The organism is Sphingobacterium deserti (assembly GCF_000757725.1).
Classification (GTDB): Bacteria; Bacteroidota; Bacteroidia; order Sphingobacteriales; family Sphingobacteriaceae; genus Sphingobacterium; species Sphingobacterium deserti.
On sequence record NZ_JJMU01000065.1, the window covers coordinates 46070 to 63403 of the forward strand.

The window sequence follows — 17334 nt, forward strand, 5'->3', positions numbered from 1 at the left end:
AACAACAACAGCAAAAGGCTGTACTGAATCCTGCAACGCAGGTAACCCAAATTTTAAATAGATTACTGAAAATGAAAAGACACATCAACCATCGCATTCGCTGCAAAAAACTTTTTTTGAACCAAAACCTGTTGACGGTATTTGGGCGAATGTGTAGCAGCATGTAATTTCTCTCTCTCTAAATAATTAGTGTGGGGAGGCTTGGCTTCCCCTACTAATGTATACTTATCAAGTAATCAATTGGCGTTGGCACTTGTAGTTATCACTATTAAACTGTTTTTGTATGAAAAAAACGACACTATCAAAGTATCGTATACTTTGTATATTGTTCACCTATATACTATTTGCTCAAGAATCTTGGGGGCAAGTGGAGACCAAACCGATTATCAATGCGACGCTTCAAGGCGTTGTGATAGACGAACAAACAAAACAACCAATTGAAGGTGTCACCGTTCAGCTTGATGCTGTTACACACAGCGTGAAGACCGATGAAAAAGGTAAATTTCAATTCGTCACAGGTCAAAAATTACCTTTCACCTTATTACTTTCGTATGTAGGCTACGAACGTCAGCGCATCGTTATTGACACTTCGCCGGCCGTGATCCAACTAAAGCGCTCGTCGGAAGATCTGGACGAAGTGGTGGTGGTGGGTTACACCACGGTGGAAAAGAAAAACCTCATCGGATCGATTGAAAAAGTACCGTTAAAAGAAGTGAGCAGCATTCCGACAGGAAGTTTCGACGCTCAACTGCAGGGAAAAGTTGCCGGCATGCAGGTTTCCACCAATACCGGTGTGCCAGGTGAGGCGCTAAACATCCGGCTACGCGGTGCGACTTCCATCAATGCCAATAATAATCCATTGTATGTTATTGATGGCGTCTTTGTAAACTCGGAAAGCCTACAGACGATTAATAGCGGTGGCAAAGCAACATCGCCTATTGCAGACCTCAATCCATCGGATATCGAATTTGTAGAAGTACTGAAGGATGCGGAAGCGACCGCCCTGTATGGATCCCGTGGTGCGAATGGTGTAATCTTGATTACGACAAAGCGCGGCAAGAATGGTCAATCCACAAAAATTGATGTCAACCTTTACAGTGGAAGAGCAAAGGCTGCTAAGCTGTGGGATCTTACAACGGGTGAAGAACATGCCTTGTTAGTGAATGAATATAATCGCAATATTGGCCGTCCCGAACCTTTCGTTTCCGTTGCCGATGGCGGCAGGGGACTGCCTTCTGAACAGCAAACATATGACCGCCTTTCGGAGGCTTTTCGCACGGCGGGTGTGCACAATGCAGATATTTCTTTGTATGGCGGGAGTGATAATACCGCATACTACCTCAGTGGAGGATACAACAAGCAGGAATCGATTCTTAGGCCAATCTCTTTCGATCGGTCGAGCTTTCGCTTTAACCTTGATCAAAAAGTTAACGATAAAATAAAAGTAGGATCCAGTAATTCGCTGAGTCGTACCGGACGAAATCAAGGGCGGGCAGGGGATGGCCCGCAAGGAGGTATCCTTCAAGCGGCATTACATACGCCAACTTACCTTTCACCTTTTAATGAGCAAGGCGTACCAGTAGGACGGGCCGGCTTCGATAATCTAACCTTATTGCTTGATAATTACGATGTCGGTTCAATTAGCTTGCGCTACATCGGCAATTTGTATGGTGAATATCAACTATCACCATCGTGGCGATTTCGGTCTACATTTAGTTTAGATTATAATCAATATGATGAACACGAATATTGGAACAACTTGCTAATTGCCGGAAGTCCCGATGGATTAGCTACTTCAGCAATCGGCCAGGCAACGACCTGGATCAACGAGCAGACGCTTACCTACCGCAAGAAAATAGCCAGTGTGCATACCGTCGGATTACTTGTTGGAAATACGCTACAAGGTTCAACCTTTTCACTTACCTCGGCTACTGGCCGGGGGTTTGCAACCAACGATTTCACACTGATAAGTGCAGCTGCAAATACCACAAGTACACAGGACTGGGACAAGTATAAGCTTGCATCGTTCTTTGGGCGCGCTGACTATGCCTTCGACGATCGTTACTTAATTGATTTCTCGCTACGCGCTGATGGTTCCTCAAAATTCAACAAAGGTTACCAGTGGGGCTATTTTCCCGCGGTCGGCCTTGCCTGGCGATTAAAAAGAGAGGGTTTCTTACAAGACGTAAGCTTTATCAACGATCTTAAAATACGGAGTAGCTATGGAATTACAGGCAACCAAAACGGCATTAATTCATTCGCATCCCGACTGTTGTGGTCTGGTGTTAATACATCCTACCAAGGATCTCCAGGCATCATACCTGAGCAGCTGGCCAATCAGCAATTGAGCTGGGAAAAGACATCGCAATTCAATATCGGGTTAGACGCTGCTCTTTTAAAAAATAGACTATCATTTGCTTTAAATTATTACTATAAATACACCAAAGACGGCCTGTTGACGGAAGTTTTGCCAGGTACTACGGGCTTCGACGAGTACCTGAATAATTCAGCGGAAATAAGCAATAAAGGATTTGAACTCACACTAAATTCCGTGAACATTCAAAAAGATGATTTCTCATGGAGCACATCACTGAATGTGGCACGCAATGTAAACAATATTGAAAAATTGGCGAAGCCAATGAATTTCGGCAGTAGGGATCTTATTCTATTCCAAGAAGGTAGCCCTATGTATTCTTTCTGGGTATACAACCAACTTTATGTAGATCCAGCCACCGGGGACGCGGTTTATGAAGACGTCAATGGCGACGGAAAAATCACGACGGATGATCGGCAAATTTTGGGAAGTATATGGCCAGACTATTTCGGGGGGATATCTAACAATTTCACCTATAAAAATTTTGACTTACAAACATTTTTAACTTTTTCCGTAGGCAATGAGGTGTACAACCATAACCGATTTTTTGGCGAAGCAGGGGGCGCACGAGATGCCGCGCGCATCATCTTTGCATCAAACTTAGATCGTTGGCAGCAGCCTGGCGATATTACTGATGTGCCACGTTCTGATGGCGTCAACAACAATAACTACAAAGATGGCGGCGGCAGGTGGCTGGAGGATGGATCTTACCTGCGGTTTAGAACGCTAAGTCTCGGTTATAACGTTGGGAGCAAAGTGCTAGATCGTCTATCCATCTCGAGACTACGGATATACGCACAGGCTACAAACTTGTTTACCTGGACGAAATACACCGGTCTGGACCCAGAGTCTGCAGCGAACGGATCACCTAACCAACAAGGGATAGATTTAGGTACGCCACCGCAGCCCAGAAGTTTTCAATTAGGTATCAACTTAACGCTTTAAAAAATGATAAGAAATTATATGTTATATATAGCCGTTCTTGTAGCAAGCAGTAGCTGCTCCTCCTTTCTTGAGGTGGATCCGAAAGCTTCTATATCTGGCGAAAACGTAATCCATGATCAGGCATCAGCCAACGCAGCACTGAACGGTGCCTATGTCGCACTACGCGATTATTATAGCGTGAACTTCCAGTCTATAGCGTATCTCTCAGGCGATAACGTGGAGTGGACGGGATCGCAATCTCAAATTCAAGAATTTATAAATCACCGCGTCAATGCGGAGAATTCCACTATCGCAGCAACATGGAATGGCCTATATGAAAGTGTAAATAGGGCGAATAATATCATCAAAGCTCTACGTGATAACGAAGCACTTGATATTACCGCTGATGAGAGAGCCCTTATTTTGGGACAGGCCTATGCGATCCGTGCACTCAGCTATTTCGACTTGGTTCGCATTTGGGGCGGCGTGCCCCTTATCACTGAACCAACAACAAATGTGGGCGAGAACGCAGGCGTGGTCCGTAGCAATAGCGATCAAACCTATGCACAGATTTTGGCAGACCTGTCTGCCGCTGAAGAATTGCTGCCGCAAGCTACCAATCGGTTTATCTTTACCAAGAAGACCGTGTGGGCACTAAAAGCCCGCTTTTATTTGTATCAGGAAGATTGGACACAGGCCATTGCCTATGCTAATAGATTGCTGACGGATACGGAATATGAACTCCTAAACCCGTACTACAGCTTTTTTAAAAGTAATGTAACGGGCACCAGAGAATCTGTCTTCGAATTGTATTATAACGCTAACGAATTAAATCCTCATCGCGGGCAGTGGCAACCGCAAACCAATGGTGGCACACGCCAATGGGCGCCTAATGCGGCTTTGGTTTCATTGTTAACTACGGCGGCGACAGGCGGAGCCAGAAGCGAGCTAATAGCCCGAGATAACCAGAACCGATGGTATGGAAATCTCTATTACCGCAGCCCTGCTAGCGATCCAACCTATGTGATTCGCATCGCAGAGCTATACTTGATCCGCGCGGAAGCCAGCGCGCATGCTAACGACTACCAGCAGGCCATTGCCGATCTTAACAGCGTAAGGGCAAGAGCACTTCTAACAGCCAAGCCCGCTTCGCAGAATCAGACCGAGATTCTACGCGCTATAGAGGACGAACGCCGTTTGGAGTTTGCATTTGAAGCACATCGCTGGTTTGACTTGGTTCGCACCGGCAGGGCACAAGAGGTGTTAGGTATTACCGAATCATTTCGACTGCTTTTGCCAATCCCTTACAGCCAGATATTAGCAGATCCTGTGCTCGAACAAAATCCCGGTTATTCCTTTTAATCTTGATAAATCATGACGAATCGAACACCTCAAATCCCGATAAACGCGCCTTGGCAACGATATATTCTTCGTGTAGCCATTATATTTATTTTGCTTCTTAGCTTACCACTACAGGCCGATTTTTATCGTACGCTTGTCGGACTGGAATGGAAGTATCTGGTGACAGACCTATTTAATTTACTTGTTTTCCTACCCCATTTTTTTGGAGAGGTCTCACAGGTCTACGATTGGCTTATCGGCTTGGGGCTGGCTTTAATCGGCGCGTTTTACTGGTTTAAGAAAGAGACACCTGATACAGATCGCGAGGCGCTATATTTTTACATTTTGCGAATTTTTGTGCGTTTTCGCCTTGCTTCGATTTTGTTTGTTGCAGGCTTTACTAAGTTTTTTGCCATTTTCGCACCAGAGCTATCGTTAAGTCACCTCAACACGGGCTATGGTTATTTTGAAGATTGGAAACACCTTTATCTAAGTCTGTCTGCTGCGCCGGCCTATCTGGTCTTTTTGGGAACGGTCGAGTTGATCGCTGCCATATTCCTCGTATTCCGTCGTACGTCATTTCTGGCAGTTGTCATTATCATACCTTTCTATGGCAATGTGTTTTTGGCCGATATTGCTTACGGCGGAGCGTATTATCTCGCTTCGGCCTACATTGTTTTATTGACGCTGCCCATTTTCTTCTATGATATTGGGCGTCTATCTAAGCTCGTTATTGATCTTCAAACTACCATTCCGGAACGTTGGAAATTTAATTGGAACCAAGTGCGTTGGGGGCAATACAAATGGATTCCAAAAGTATTATTTGTCATTTTGTTTGGCGTCCTCGTTGGTTTCCGCTCGTTTGACATTAGTCGATCAGCAAGCCTGTACTACCCAGCGGAAAATGGCCTACCTGATGTCGCAGGTAAATATCTCGTTGACAGCTATGTGTTGAATGGGGATAGTATAGATTTTTCACCAACACATAAATCGAGATGGAAAGATGTCGTTTTTGAAGAATGGAATACGTTAAGTGTACGCGTAAATGATACAATAAGAACGACAGTTTCTACAGGCTTTTTAAAACGGGAAGACAGCAGCCGCGATTACGAGTATGCGCAGGTGGGCGACCGTTTGTACTACCGTTATGACGCCTCTGATGATCAGAAACGTATTGTCTTAAAAAATCCAAACCCGCACTATCCCGATGATCAATACACATTTGATATCATACGCCCCGATAGCACACACCTTGAGTTACGCGGTAAAAGCCAGCAGGGAGATTCACTTGTTGTGGCACTTCATAAAATAGATAAGCGCTACCTCCTCCAAGAGGTCAAAAAAGAGGGGCGCCGGAAATTAGGTTTCAAATTATAATTTATTCACATACTGATTTGCACTTGCTATGTTCGTAATTGAAAAAATAACAGATAAAGATGTCCCAAAGGAGATAGACCGTCCTTTAAACAAAAGCTGGCCATTTTGGCAATTGTTGGCCTTCCGGATAAGTTTAGTTTTCTTTATTATACTATCCATCCCGAATAACCCTTTATGGTATCAGCATGTATTGTCTATAGATTGGCTGAACCTAGACTATCGGGATCTTTATGATATTTGCCGTTTTGGATCAGGCGTCAATTGGTTTGGCCGAACCACTTTTGGTTCCCGCTTGGAAGGATACAGTATTTGGGTAAATACCTTATTCTTTTCGGCGGCGGCGGGTTTGCTATGGAGCTTTTTTGCAAAGGTTTTAAAAAAAGAGCGCAAAGAATACACCAAGCTTTATTATTGGTTAAACGTCATTGTACGCTATCGTACTGCACTCGGCATTATTGGGTTTGGTTTCACCAAATTATTCCCCGTGCAAATGCCTTATCCGTCTCTCGGTATTCTGGATACGGATTATGGAGATTTAACAACGCAGAAGATATTCTGGCTATCCTTCGGTATCGTGCCCTGGTATCAGGTCTTTGCAGGGATTGTCGAGGTTGGAGCCGGTACCTTACTCTTTTTTAGAAAGACAGTAGCTATCGGATCGACTTTATTAGTGGGCGCATTAGGGGCCATAGTTGTCGTCAACTTTGCTTACGACGGGGGCGTCCACGTGTACAGCTCGTATTTTGTTCTACTAAGTTTGTTTCTGTTAGTACCCTACTTTAAGCCCTTTTATGACGTTTTTATCCGTGAGATTCCGGCGAAGGTTAATCTTTCTTTTCCAAAATTTAACACCGCAGGGCAGCTTGTACGTTTTGGGTTAAAAGGATTAGCCATTTTTCTTTTCCTTGGCGTCTTTTTTTACTTACAATACGTTGATTTTCTCTACGATCCGTATAAGCAGCCGTCCAGTAGCGGAGTGGCCGATCTTCGTGGAAACTACAACGTATCAGAGTTTAAGATTAATGGTATTGCACATCCATTTGATCCTTATGATAGCATCAGGTGGCAGTCTGCAACATTTGAAAAATGGTCTACCTTAACTTTTAAAGTCAATCGACCATTGAAATTAGATTTGTCAAACGGCGGCGGAGATCCGAAACGTGATGTCAACCGAACATTTGAGATTTCAGGAGTTGCGGGTGGGCAACGTGCATTTCATTACTATGTCGATCCTAAAACCCAAACGCTATACTTGGAAGATAAATATAAATTGATTCCCGATCAGCGTAACGTGACCGCGGGCGAAGGTGGCGACGGCGGGGTAAAAAATTATTTGGATCGTCTTAAGAAAGATACAGCCGGGGAGAAACCATCAATTTCCCTAGCCGAATGGATACCGACAGATGTCAAAGCGCGTTTGGGCGATGAAGCGGGATACGTGCATCCACGCGCAAGAACTGCTCGTCGCTTACGCGAATTTGCCAAGGCTGATCAAATGGCGGAGAAGGAAATCAGGCAACGTTTTATCCTATCGTACAAGATAGAGGATGATGAAAATAGAGTTGTGTTAACGGGTATCGATGAAAATCGGGATTCACTATATGTTGTATTGCATAAAGTCAGGAAAGACTATAAAATTTCCCCGGGAAAGCTGGATGCAGGTCAGTACAATAAGTAGCCTATGTTTGTTTGGTCAGCTGCTGCTAGTGAGTTGCTGTTTCACGCGCTGCGCATTTGAAAAAGACGAACAAAGGGCGATGGATAGCGTAGACGTCTATCATTCCAGTTGGGACGATGGTTTAGAAAACTATCGTAAGACATGGCCGTCTCGATTCAGATTAGGGAAGTTGGCAGATCAGCAATTCATAGCCAAATGGGATATCGATGTGCGTCCGGATGGCAAAGGATTGCCTAAAGAAGGTTCTGGCACAGTCAAAGCAGGAAGCAAGCTCTATCATCAAAAGTGTGCTTCCTGCCATGGAATAAACGGCTACGAAGGCCCTTATGATAAGCTGGTTACTGACAGCACAGGCAAAAACACGATCGGTAATTATTGGCCATATGCCACCACGATCTTCGATTATGTTCGGCGGGCAATGCCATTTAATGCACCGGGTTCGCTTAGCGATCAGGAGGTGTATGATATAACGGCCTATCTGTTATACCTAAACAAGATTATTGAAGCAAACGAAGTTATCAACGCGAAAACACTTCCGAAAATTGAAATGCCTGCGCGTAAACGCTATGTAATTGATGATCGGAAAGGTGGCCCTGAAATTAAATAATTACGAATGAAAAATAGCGTACGAACAAGCTGGTGGCGTGAGCGAGCATTATGGATTGTAGTTTTGATAGTACTGGCAGCAAGTATTGGTTTTGCCAGTTATTTTTATATTCAAACTAAAAATCAAATAATCGAGCCCGATGTGCCCTCGCAGATCTTTGTGGATCCGAGTAAAGTACAAGGAAGATCAACGGCTGAAGTGGGATATCGATCGGCTTTTGAAAAGCCCAAGAAGCTGATTTCAACAACATCTGCAAGAACGCCGCTCCAAGATCTATACGGAACCATCACGCCAGCAGATCTACATTTCGAACGACATCATGCCGGGATACCGGAAATCGATCCCGAAAAGCATGAGCTCCTTATACATGGATTACTCGAAAAACCTATACGGTTGACCTTGGCAGATCTAAAGCGTTACCCTTCTGTATCCCGAATTTGCTTTATTGAATGTTCTGGAAATTTCCGTTATGGCAAACGAGAGATGACGCCTCAGGAAGTCTGCGGCTTAACAAGTCAAAGTGAATGGACGGGGGTGTTGCTTTCAACGATATTACGGGATTTGGGTGTAAAATCGTCTGCGAAATGGTTTTTGGCGGAGGGCGCAGATGGCGCGCTTATGGCGCGCAGTGTTCCGCTGCAGGAAGCACTTCCGGAAGCGATCATTGCTTACGGGCAAAACGGAGAGGCGATTCGCCCCCAACAAGGCTACCCGATGCGATTGGTAATTCCCGGATTTGAAGGAAATACACAGATTAAATGGCTACGACGGATTGAGTTAACCGATAAACCCGTCATGACGCGAGAAGAAACATCAAAATATACCGAAAAAATTAAAGATGGTAAGATTAGAATGTTTAGTTTAGTGATGGATGCGCGATCGATAATTACGTATCCGGCTTATCCGAAGAAAATCGAAAAGGGTTGGCAAGAAATTCGGGGTATTGCCTGGAGCGGGCGTGGAAAAGTGAAGCAGGTGCTGGTAAGTACCGACAACGGCGAACATTGGCATGAAGCACATATACAGGGGCCCGTTTTAGAGAAAGCACATACTGCCTTCCGGCTGATGTGGAATTGGGATGGTAAGCCTACCCGGATATTAAGTAAGGTGATCGATGAAACTGGATACGTGCAACCTACATACAACGAGCTTGTAAAAGCGCGAGAGACTAAAGGGGGGTACCACTTTAATCCGGTAGTAGGCTGGGACATCGAAAGAAATGGCGCAGCGTACTTGGCGAAGATAGAAGAGATAAATTGATGTAATTGAATGGGAATTGAAAAACACTATGATGCTGTGGTAGTTGGCTCGGGACCTAACGGCTTGGCGGCAGCCATAACGTTGCAACGTGCTGGGAAGTCGACGCTACTTATTGAAGGTGCTGACGATATTGGGGGCGGTTTACGGACAAAGGAACTTACGGTGCCGGGCTACATGCACGACGTCTGTTCCGCCATCCATCCGATGGCAATGGCTTCGCCTTTTTTTCGCTCCCTGCCACTGATTGACCACGGTCTGGAACTTCTTTATCCAGCGATCGCGGCAGCGCATCCTTTAGATGATGGCAGTGCGGGTCTGTTGTATCAAGATTGGTCGGCCACGCTACAGCATCTTGGCAAAGATGCCCCGGTGTATAGCCGACTGATGCGATCCGTTGTTGATCATTGGGAAACCCTAGCCCAAGATACCATGGGGCCCTTACGTTTTCCTAAAGATCCATTGCGGTTAGCGTCTTTTGGCTTAGATGCCCTACAACCTGCCTCTTGGATTGCAAAACGTTTCGCTACCGAGCAGGGGAAAGCATTGTGGGCTGGCATGGCCGCCCATGGCATACAGCCACTTATTAACTTTAGTACGGCAGCTATAGGCATAGTTTTGTCAGCCGTAGGGCATCGCTATGGTTGGCCGGTGCCAAAAGGCGGGTCAAAGTCAATTGCAAAAGCCCTGCTTAGTTATTACAAGACTTTGGGAGGCGAGCTAAAAACGGGTTTTTGGCTCGACGACGTTAACGCTTTGCCTAAACACGAACTTTTAATACTGGACATCACACCAAGGCAATTGTTGCAACTAAAAGGCGTAGAATGGTCTAATAGCTATAAAAGGCAGTTATCCCGTTTCAGGTATGGAATGGGGGTATTCAAGGTAGACTGGGCTTTATCAGAACCTACACCATTTACAAATGCTCACACACGGCAGGCCGGGACCGTACATTTGGGAAATACCTTTACGGAGATTGCCGATAATGAATGGGAGACCAGTAGAGGAAAGCACGTCGAGAAGCCCTTTGTTCTTTTTAGTCAGCCCAGTCTGTTTGACAGCAGTCGGGCACCGGAAGGAAAACATGTAGGTTGGGCATACTGCCATGTGCCTAATGGATCAACACAGGATATGACGGCTGCTATCGAAAGCCAAGTGGAGCGTTTTGCGCCGGGCTTTAAAGACACAATCGTAGCTACGCACAGCTTTAATAGCATGGAGCTGCAACAATATAACCCCAATTATGTGGGTGGTGACATTAATGGCGGTTTGATGGACCTTACGCAGCTTTACACGCGGCCTACGCTAAGTTTAACGCCATACCGCACCTCACAAAAAAATATCTATATCTGCTCCTCATCGACACCTCCTGGGGGTGGTGTTCACGGGATGTGCGGATTCCATGCTGCAAAAACAGCACTGCACGATCACTATGGATGAAAAGCATAGCTTTGGTCAGCTACTAAAAATAACAACTCACTAACTGAATATTTTATAGAAAATTTTAAAAAAAATGTCTACACGAAAAATAACGCTTCCGGAAGATTGGGTAGTTGTCCTCTTAGGGCTAGGTACCATCTTCTTAAGTTTATTAGGCCTTATTGTACCAAAACCCAATTTTAACTGGACAAATGTTTCGGAATTTCAAACCACAGTTTTACAAAGCGCAAATTTACAGGCTATAGGCTATCAGTTTTTACTGGTGCTACTCACTGCGGTCATTGGGGCATTGCTTCTCGGAAAGAGTATCCGTGCGACGGTCATTGTGGTACCCGTCGTGTTTCTACTTTCGTTAATTGCCCTGTTTTTTGCGGGCAACAGCGTGGTAAAAGAGTTTAATCTGGAAGCTGTTATCTTTAGCTTGGCTATTGGTTTGCTAATTAGTAACCTTTTCAAACTACCCATCTGGTTTAAGGCAGTTTTAAATGCGGAGTTCTATGTGAAAATAGGTCTTATATTGCTCGGAACATCCGTTATCTTCGGAGACATTTTAGAAGCGGGTGCGCGGGGTTTGGTTCAAGCCCTTCTCGTTGTGCTTTCCGTATGGTATTTTGCATTTTGGTTGTGCAAGAAATTGAAGATAGATAAAGAAATGTCCTTGATGTTATCTAGCGCTGTATCGATCTGCGGCGTTTCCGCCGCCATTGCAACCTCTGGCGCGATTGAAGGCGACAGCAAAAAGCTGTCATATGTCATATCACTCGTGCTAATCACCGCTATTCCAATGATGATTTTTATGCCGTATATTGCAGATTGGATGGGCTTGTCGCAGGCCGTAACAGGGGCATGGCTAGGCGGAAGTATCGATACAACTGGCGCGGTAGTCGCTTCTGGTTCCTTAGTAGGTGAGGAAGCCCTAAAAATAAGTACGATCGTAAAATTCTCTCAGAATGTACTGTTAGGAATTGCTGCCTTTGCAATCAGTATTTACTGGACATACAATAGCGCCAAGAAAGCGGAACATGTCGAGAAGCCAACTTTATCAATTATCTGGGAACGTTTCCCAAAATTTGTACTTGGATTCGTATTTGCATCGCTATTGTTTTCCTTTGCAGTTTCTGAAGATACATATGCCAATGTAAAAGATAGTTTAAAAAGCATACAGGGATTATGGTTCGCGCTCGCCTTTACCTCCATTGGTTTAGAAACAAATATTAAAGACCTGTTCGGCCATGAAAGCAAGAAGCCATTGTACGCTTTTCTAATTGCGCAAACGTTCAATATCGCTATCACCCTTGTTATTGCGGTGATATTATTTGGATAAGGATTTGCGCGTAGCCCTGCTATAATGGGTACATCTCTCCGTAGTCCGTGAGCATATGATTTTCAATGGGCCAATTTAGCACATTGGCCTTCGCTTTTTTGATGATGCCCTTTTGCATAAGTTGCCTTATGGCATTTTTTATATCGCTGTCCGAATAGTGCGCACTTGTTGGCAAATTGCGATAGCCGACGCCGTTGCGAAGGATGTTTATAATGTGGATTTCGGAAGATGTAAACATAGTCGTGCCTTTACCCTAACGAACGGAATTTATACAAATAAGTTTGAAAAAATAACTTTATGTGCTTGCTAAGTTGCATTACCCAACTCGTTTTTCATCAGAAGCGACAACCCAAATGCTATGTTGACATCGATCGCAAGGAACTGTTTCTTCCAAAAGAGTGGTGAATCCGCAGTTGCTGCAGGCATAATGAGCTTTTGTATGTATTTCCGTTGTTTTTTTTTCATAATCCCTGGGCAAGATAGGGAGGCCGAATAAGACCTCATTATCTGGATAATAAAAAAAGCTCACTTTCCCGTTCGGTTCTAATATAGCTGTTTTTACCTGTCCTACTTGCGAGATTCCCGCTTCGCGCATTTCCGCAAAAAATTCGTCTTTAGCAAAGGTATGTGCTTCTTTAGCATCCATGGAAAACATCCCATCTTCCACGACGTAAATAGGCGTTCCCTCGATGATTCGTTCCGCTTTGCTGGATTTTGCAGCAATAAAAGTTATGGCTCTGTAAAATCCTAAAATGGTTGCAAAGGCGATGACCGAGGGTACAACGGCCATTTTCTCGTCAACCATGGGATCTCCGGCCGCCGAACCCAAAGCGATGATGATGGCTACTTCAAAAATGCTTAGTTGCCGAATTCCTTTTTTTCCAGTAAGACGCAGAAACAAAAGGATGATGCTGAACATGACCAGTGCTTTAAGAACGATGTGCAACGCAAATTGCCAGTTCATATCATCCATAAACATTTCCTTCAGAAAGTTACCTATTTGCGTATGCAATAGGACAAGTTGGGCCAAACTATACATTTATCTATGAATTATTGTATAACAACAGATTGTTGGATTGTCTTTGTTGTTATAACAATTGTCTGCAACTAAAGATTTAACAGCTAATTATTTTTCTCCATTATGACTAATGAGATCAGTGTAAATTAACCTTTCGGCGGTCAGTAGTATTCTGCAAAGGTGGTTCCAGATAAGATAATATAGTAGCAGTTATAGGTTGGATTTACGATGAAAAAAATTAGATGAATTCGTAAGCCCAACCCAAATTTGAGATCATAGGGATTTACATCCCTTTCATGGATAAGAACTCAGGTATTTTGCTACTAGTAAACAATCCAGCAAAAACACTCATTCCTCCCATTAAAACATGCCATAGCCAGGTCTGTTCGGCGAATCCGAACAACCATGGGGACAGGATCAAGGCGATGCCAAGTAATACGTCCATTGTTAAATGAAACTTCACAGGAATGATTTTTACTAAGCCTCCTTCGTAGTTAGTGAATAACGACTGTATCAAAATAAACGCCCCCACAAACACAAATGCATATTTTGCTTTTGGGTCGTCATCGAATAATAAAATTCAGGGTCCTGTCAGTAAAATGATGGCACTGCCATAGTCCATCACAGCATGTGCTTTCGTAGGTATAATCTTTTTCATCGCTATTTCTTTACCTACTGAATACGCCAGCAGCGATATCGTTCACTTTACCCTTCGCAATAGGTATTTATTGCAGAATTTCAGTATTTACAAATACGATAAGACCTATGGAACAGGTTATCAATACCCTGACTCGTAACGGAATTACCAATGTTTCGATCGTTTTTGTTGCGCTAAAGTTCAGAGAACAGTTGTATCTAATCTTAGAAAAGTCAACGGATGTTGTTGCAGTCAACGACTGTTCGCCACTATATCTTTTGTGTCACTCCGTGATTAAATGATAAAATCTCAATCTTACACAGGTTAACGTACTCTAGGAAGAACATCGCTCCCCATCATATCGATAAAAGCTTCTTGATGCGGATTAACGTTATGAAATGTAATCTTGCTGAAACCCATCTCCCGATACTTCTGTATTGCATATATATACGTGTCGGCAGATGTGCCTAATAAAACGTGCTCCTTCATATCATCCGCACGAACAAACTGGCCAGCTTCATCAAAAAATTTAGGTTGAGATAACTCCGCCTGTATGCTGCTCCCCAATATATTGTTGCGCCAGCTTTCCCATGCCAATTGTTCAGCATCATTTAGACTGTCAGCAAAAGATACTTGAATTTTTATAGCCATGTCACCCGCAGGGTTTTCTGTGCGAAAAGCCTTTATAATTTTTTTGAGTTTGTCATCCGGGTGATTTATCGTAATCAGGCCTTCTGCCCAAGTGCCGATCCAGGAAGCTGTCGCGGCAGATAATGCCGCACCGACCACCTGCGGCATAGCGGTAGGCAAGGTATAAAGCTTTGCATTGGCCAGTTTGACTATTCCATCAGCACTTACTTCTTCGCCTTTCCAAAGCCGTCGCATAATGGATACACTCTCTGCCAACCGCTGGTTTCGCGTGTCTTTGTTCGGCCACAGCTCACCCGTGATATTCTCGTTCATCGCTTGGCCGCTACCCGCTGCAATCCATAGCCTATTGTCAAACATTTGGTTTAGTGTGGCTACGGCTTGGGCAATAATTGCTGGATGATAACGCGGGGCGGGGGACGTGACAATCCCAAACTCAAGGTTAACGGCTTGCATGGCTGCTCCGAGCCAGCTCCATGCAAAGCCACTGTGCGCATCTTTTTCTGTCCAGGGATGAAAATGGTCGGAAGATGTGACCAGGTCAAATCCATTGTTTTCGGCACGTTGTGCAAATTGTAATAAAGCCTTTGGTGAGAATTGTTCGTGCGATGCGTGATATCCGATTTTAATCATATGTAGTATGCTGCAAATGTATTGAATGAACGGTTTACAAACCTTTTTGGTTTTGACCCAAAGAGACGCACGTATAATATAAAGGTATGTGCACACATCAAGACGTGCTGTGGGTAGAAAAGAAAATATTTAAACAAAAAAATTAGGTTTCTGATAGAACTATACCGCAAGATGGATAGTTCAAGTAGTAATTTAATCAGCCATAGCGTATGCAAAAGCAAAAGCCCTATTATTATCAACAGCACGACATAGATTTGTTATTCGAAAAAATGACTGGCTGTAACGGACACGACTGTCGAATGTTATACCAATTGCCAACCGGTGGCGGTAAAACAGTTATTTTTTCTGCTATAGCACGTGACTTTATAAAGGCATATGGCAAAAAGGTTGTTATTTTGACCCATAGGGCTGAGCTATGCAAACAGACGAGCAAAGCACTACAAAAAAGCGCCGTCGCCAATAAAGTGATAGATAGTGCTGTGAAAAGGATTGGACGGAAAGAGGGATTCAGTTGTTATGTGGCGATGGTCGAAACATTAAAGCGACGCATTAATGACGGACTTTTTGATACGCGGGATGTAGGGTTAGTTATTGTAGATGAGGCCCATCACAATTCCTTTAGAAAACTGCTTTCTCGTTTTAAGAATGCCGCCATAATAGGCGTCACGGCAACACCGCTATCCTCGGATGTTAATCTGCCCTTGCGCGACTTTTACACCGAAATAGTTATCGGCCAATCCATTTCCAATCTGATAGCCGAAGGCTATTTGGCTCGTCCCATCGTGCGCGAATACGACGTAGAGTTAAACACGCTCCGTACAGGTAATACGGGAGATTTTACCATAGGCACCTCAGACGCCCTGTATGGATCGGATGCGATGATCAATTTATTGTTGGAGGCATATCGGGCTCATGCGGTAAAGAAAAAGACCGTGATTTTTAACAGTGGGATCATTACATCAAAAAAGATAGCGGAATGTTTCCATGCGGAAGGTTACCCAGTAAAGCATTTGGATAATAAAACATCGGCGCGCGACCGTGCTGAGATTTTACGTTGGTTTAAGAAAACAAAAGGCGCCATTCTGACATCTGTTTCTTTATTGACCGTCGGTTTTGATGAGCCCACTATACAGACCGTTATTCTAAATCGAGCAACTACCTCCATCACACTCTATCACCAAATGATAGGCCGCGGTGCGCGACGTCTATCGAATAAAAGAACCTTTCAAATTATCGATCTCGGCAATAATACGGAACGTTTCGGTGCATGGGATAAAGATATCGACTGGCAACAGGTATTTGAACATCCCGAGCAATATGTAGGTCAAATTCATGAGTCTGTCGCAGAGATAAGGCAGATTTCTCCCGAGCTTCGTGCGAAATTCCCAGCCAGCCTGGAAGTGAATTTTGATATTTTTTCAGCGTATAAAGATACCCTCGCGAGAGGAGAGAAGGTCAAAAATGTAATTCGAGATGCAATCAGACAGCATGCCAAGATGTGTACCGAAAATGCCCACACGATAACCGAAGCTTTAGCGCTTACGGATTTACTGGATAAGGAGATAGACCTGCGTGTAAAGGATTACGTCAAGTGCCTCGGAAACGTGACGCGGGAATACAGCAAATGGTTGACAGCTGACTATAAGGAACGTCTGAAAAAGATTATCACGCGCTACATGTATGGACGACGTACGCTACCGACGGCTGTGTAATAATGAACACAAAAAAAATCTAAAAACTATACGTAATATTATGAGTGCTTTTAAATTTCGAAAAGAAGACTTTGACCTACTGGAAGAGCTATACGTTTATGCAACACCTATAGAACAGACCGGCAGCGTAGCGACCTATGAGCTCGTTGACAGCGACAATACTATTTATAAAGAAATTGATATAGAGGACAGCGTTATTTTGACAGGCGTGCTCACCCTTGTGTCCAAACGCCCCTTTGATGGTCAAGCTGTTGTTACTGAAGAAACAGAAGCGGTTGGAACTCTTGCAGATACTACGCTTTAATAGGTTAACACCGGTGTAAAGGTAACGCTTTGCGAGATTTGCTCAATAGCGGTTGTCTTG

General features: G+C 44.1%; 14 protein-coding genes. 10 read left to right on the top strand and 4 right to left on the bottom strand.

The window, feature by feature from the left end; translation table 11 throughout:
• Positions 1 to 283: 283 nt before the first annotated feature.
• From DI53_RS16915 to DI53_RS16950, 8 genes are all read left to right on the top strand, one after another.
• Entirely contained in the window at positions 284 to 3319 is a 3036-nt protein-coding gene (locus tag DI53_RS16915) for a SusC/RagA family TonB-linked outer membrane protein (RefSeq protein ID WP_037502551.1), read from the top strand.
• Positions 3320 to 3322: 3 nt separating this feature from the next.
• Positions 3323 to 4660 carry a RagB/SusD family nutrient uptake outer membrane protein gene (locus DI53_RS16920; protein WP_037502554.1) on the top strand — a complete coding sequence of 446 codons (1338 nt, stop codon included), beginning with the start codon at positions 3323 to 3325 and terminating at the stop codon, positions 4658 to 4660.
• Positions 4661 to 4672: 12 nt separating this feature from the next.
• Entirely contained in the window at positions 4673 to 6016 is a 1344-nt protein-coding gene (locus tag DI53_RS16925) for a hypothetical protein (protein ID WP_037502556.1), read from the top strand.
• A 28-nt stretch (positions 6017 to 6044) separates the two neighbouring features.
• The gene (locus DI53_RS16930) at positions 6045 to 7694 is read left to right on the top strand and encodes a hypothetical protein (RefSeq protein ID WP_052072515.1); all 1650 of its coding nucleotides are present in this window, start codon (positions 6045 to 6047) and stop codon (positions 7692 to 7694) included.
• Positions 7695 to 7773: 79 nt separating this feature from the next.
• The gene (locus DI53_RS16935) at positions 7774 to 8301 is read left to right on the top strand and encodes a c-type cytochrome (protein WP_052072516.1); all 528 of its coding nucleotides are present in this window, start codon (positions 7774 to 7776) and stop codon (positions 8299 to 8301) included.
• 6 nt (positions 8302 to 8307) lie between these two features.
• The gene (soxC, locus tag DI53_RS16940; RefSeq protein ID WP_052072517.1) at positions 8308 to 9561 is read left to right on the top strand and encodes a sulfite dehydrogenase; all 1254 of its coding nucleotides are present in this window, start codon (positions 8308 to 8310) and stop codon (positions 9559 to 9561) included.
• A 9-nt stretch (positions 9562 to 9570) separates the two neighbouring features.
• Positions 9571 to 10998 (top strand): phytoene desaturase family protein, encoded by a 1428-nt coding sequence (locus tag DI53_RS16945; RefSeq protein ID WP_037502559.1) that lies wholly within the window; start codon positions 9571 to 9573, stop codon positions 10996 to 10998.
• Between the two features lie 73 nt (positions 10999 to 11071).
• Positions 11072 to 12322: a YeiH family protein gene (locus tag DI53_RS16950; RefSeq protein WP_037502562.1), complete on the top strand. Its 1251-nt coding sequence runs from the start codon at positions 11072 to 11074 to the stop codon at positions 12320 to 12322.
• A gap of 19 nt (positions 12323 to 12341) precedes the next feature.
• Here the strand turns inward: DI53_RS16950 and DI53_RS16955 are convergent, their stop codons facing one another.
• From DI53_RS16955 to DI53_RS16970, 4 genes are all read right to left on the bottom strand, one after another.
• On the bottom strand, positions 12342 to 12560 hold the full coding sequence (locus DI53_RS16955; RefSeq protein WP_037502565.1) for a hypothetical protein: 219 nt from the start codon (positions 12558 to 12560) through the stop codon (positions 12342 to 12344).
• Between the two features lie 78 nt (positions 12561 to 12638).
• Positions 12639 to 13361, bottom strand: coding sequence for a DUF421 domain-containing protein (locus DI53_RS16960; protein WP_052072518.1), 723 nt, complete (start codon positions 13359 to 13361; stop codon positions 12639 to 12641).
• A gap of 262 nt (positions 13362 to 13623) precedes the next feature.
• On the bottom strand, positions 13624 to 13920 hold the full coding sequence (locus DI53_RS20775; RefSeq protein WP_420804750.1) for an SPW repeat domain-containing protein: 297 nt from the start codon (positions 13918 to 13920) through the stop codon (positions 13624 to 13626).
• A 381-nt stretch (positions 13921 to 14301) separates the two neighbouring features.
• Positions 14302 to 15258, bottom strand: a complete 957-nt coding sequence (locus DI53_RS16970) for a TIGR03885 family FMN-dependent LLM class oxidoreductase (RefSeq protein ID WP_037502568.1) — start codon at positions 15256 to 15258, stop codon at positions 14302 to 14304.
• A 209-nt stretch (positions 15259 to 15467) separates the two neighbouring features.
• Between DI53_RS16970 and DI53_RS16975 the strand changes: the two genes are divergently transcribed.
• On the top strand, positions 15468 to 16970 hold the full coding sequence (locus DI53_RS16975) for a DEAD/DEAH box helicase (RefSeq protein ID WP_037502569.1): 1503 nt from the start codon (positions 15468 to 15470) through the stop codon (positions 16968 to 16970).
• A 40-nt stretch (positions 16971 to 17010) separates the two neighbouring features.
• Complete coding sequence (locus DI53_RS16980) at positions 17011 to 17274, top strand: hypothetical protein (protein ID WP_037502572.1); 264 nt, start codon at positions 17011 to 17013, stop codon at positions 17272 to 17274.
• The last annotated feature ends 60 nt before the right edge of the window (positions 17275 to 17334 follow it).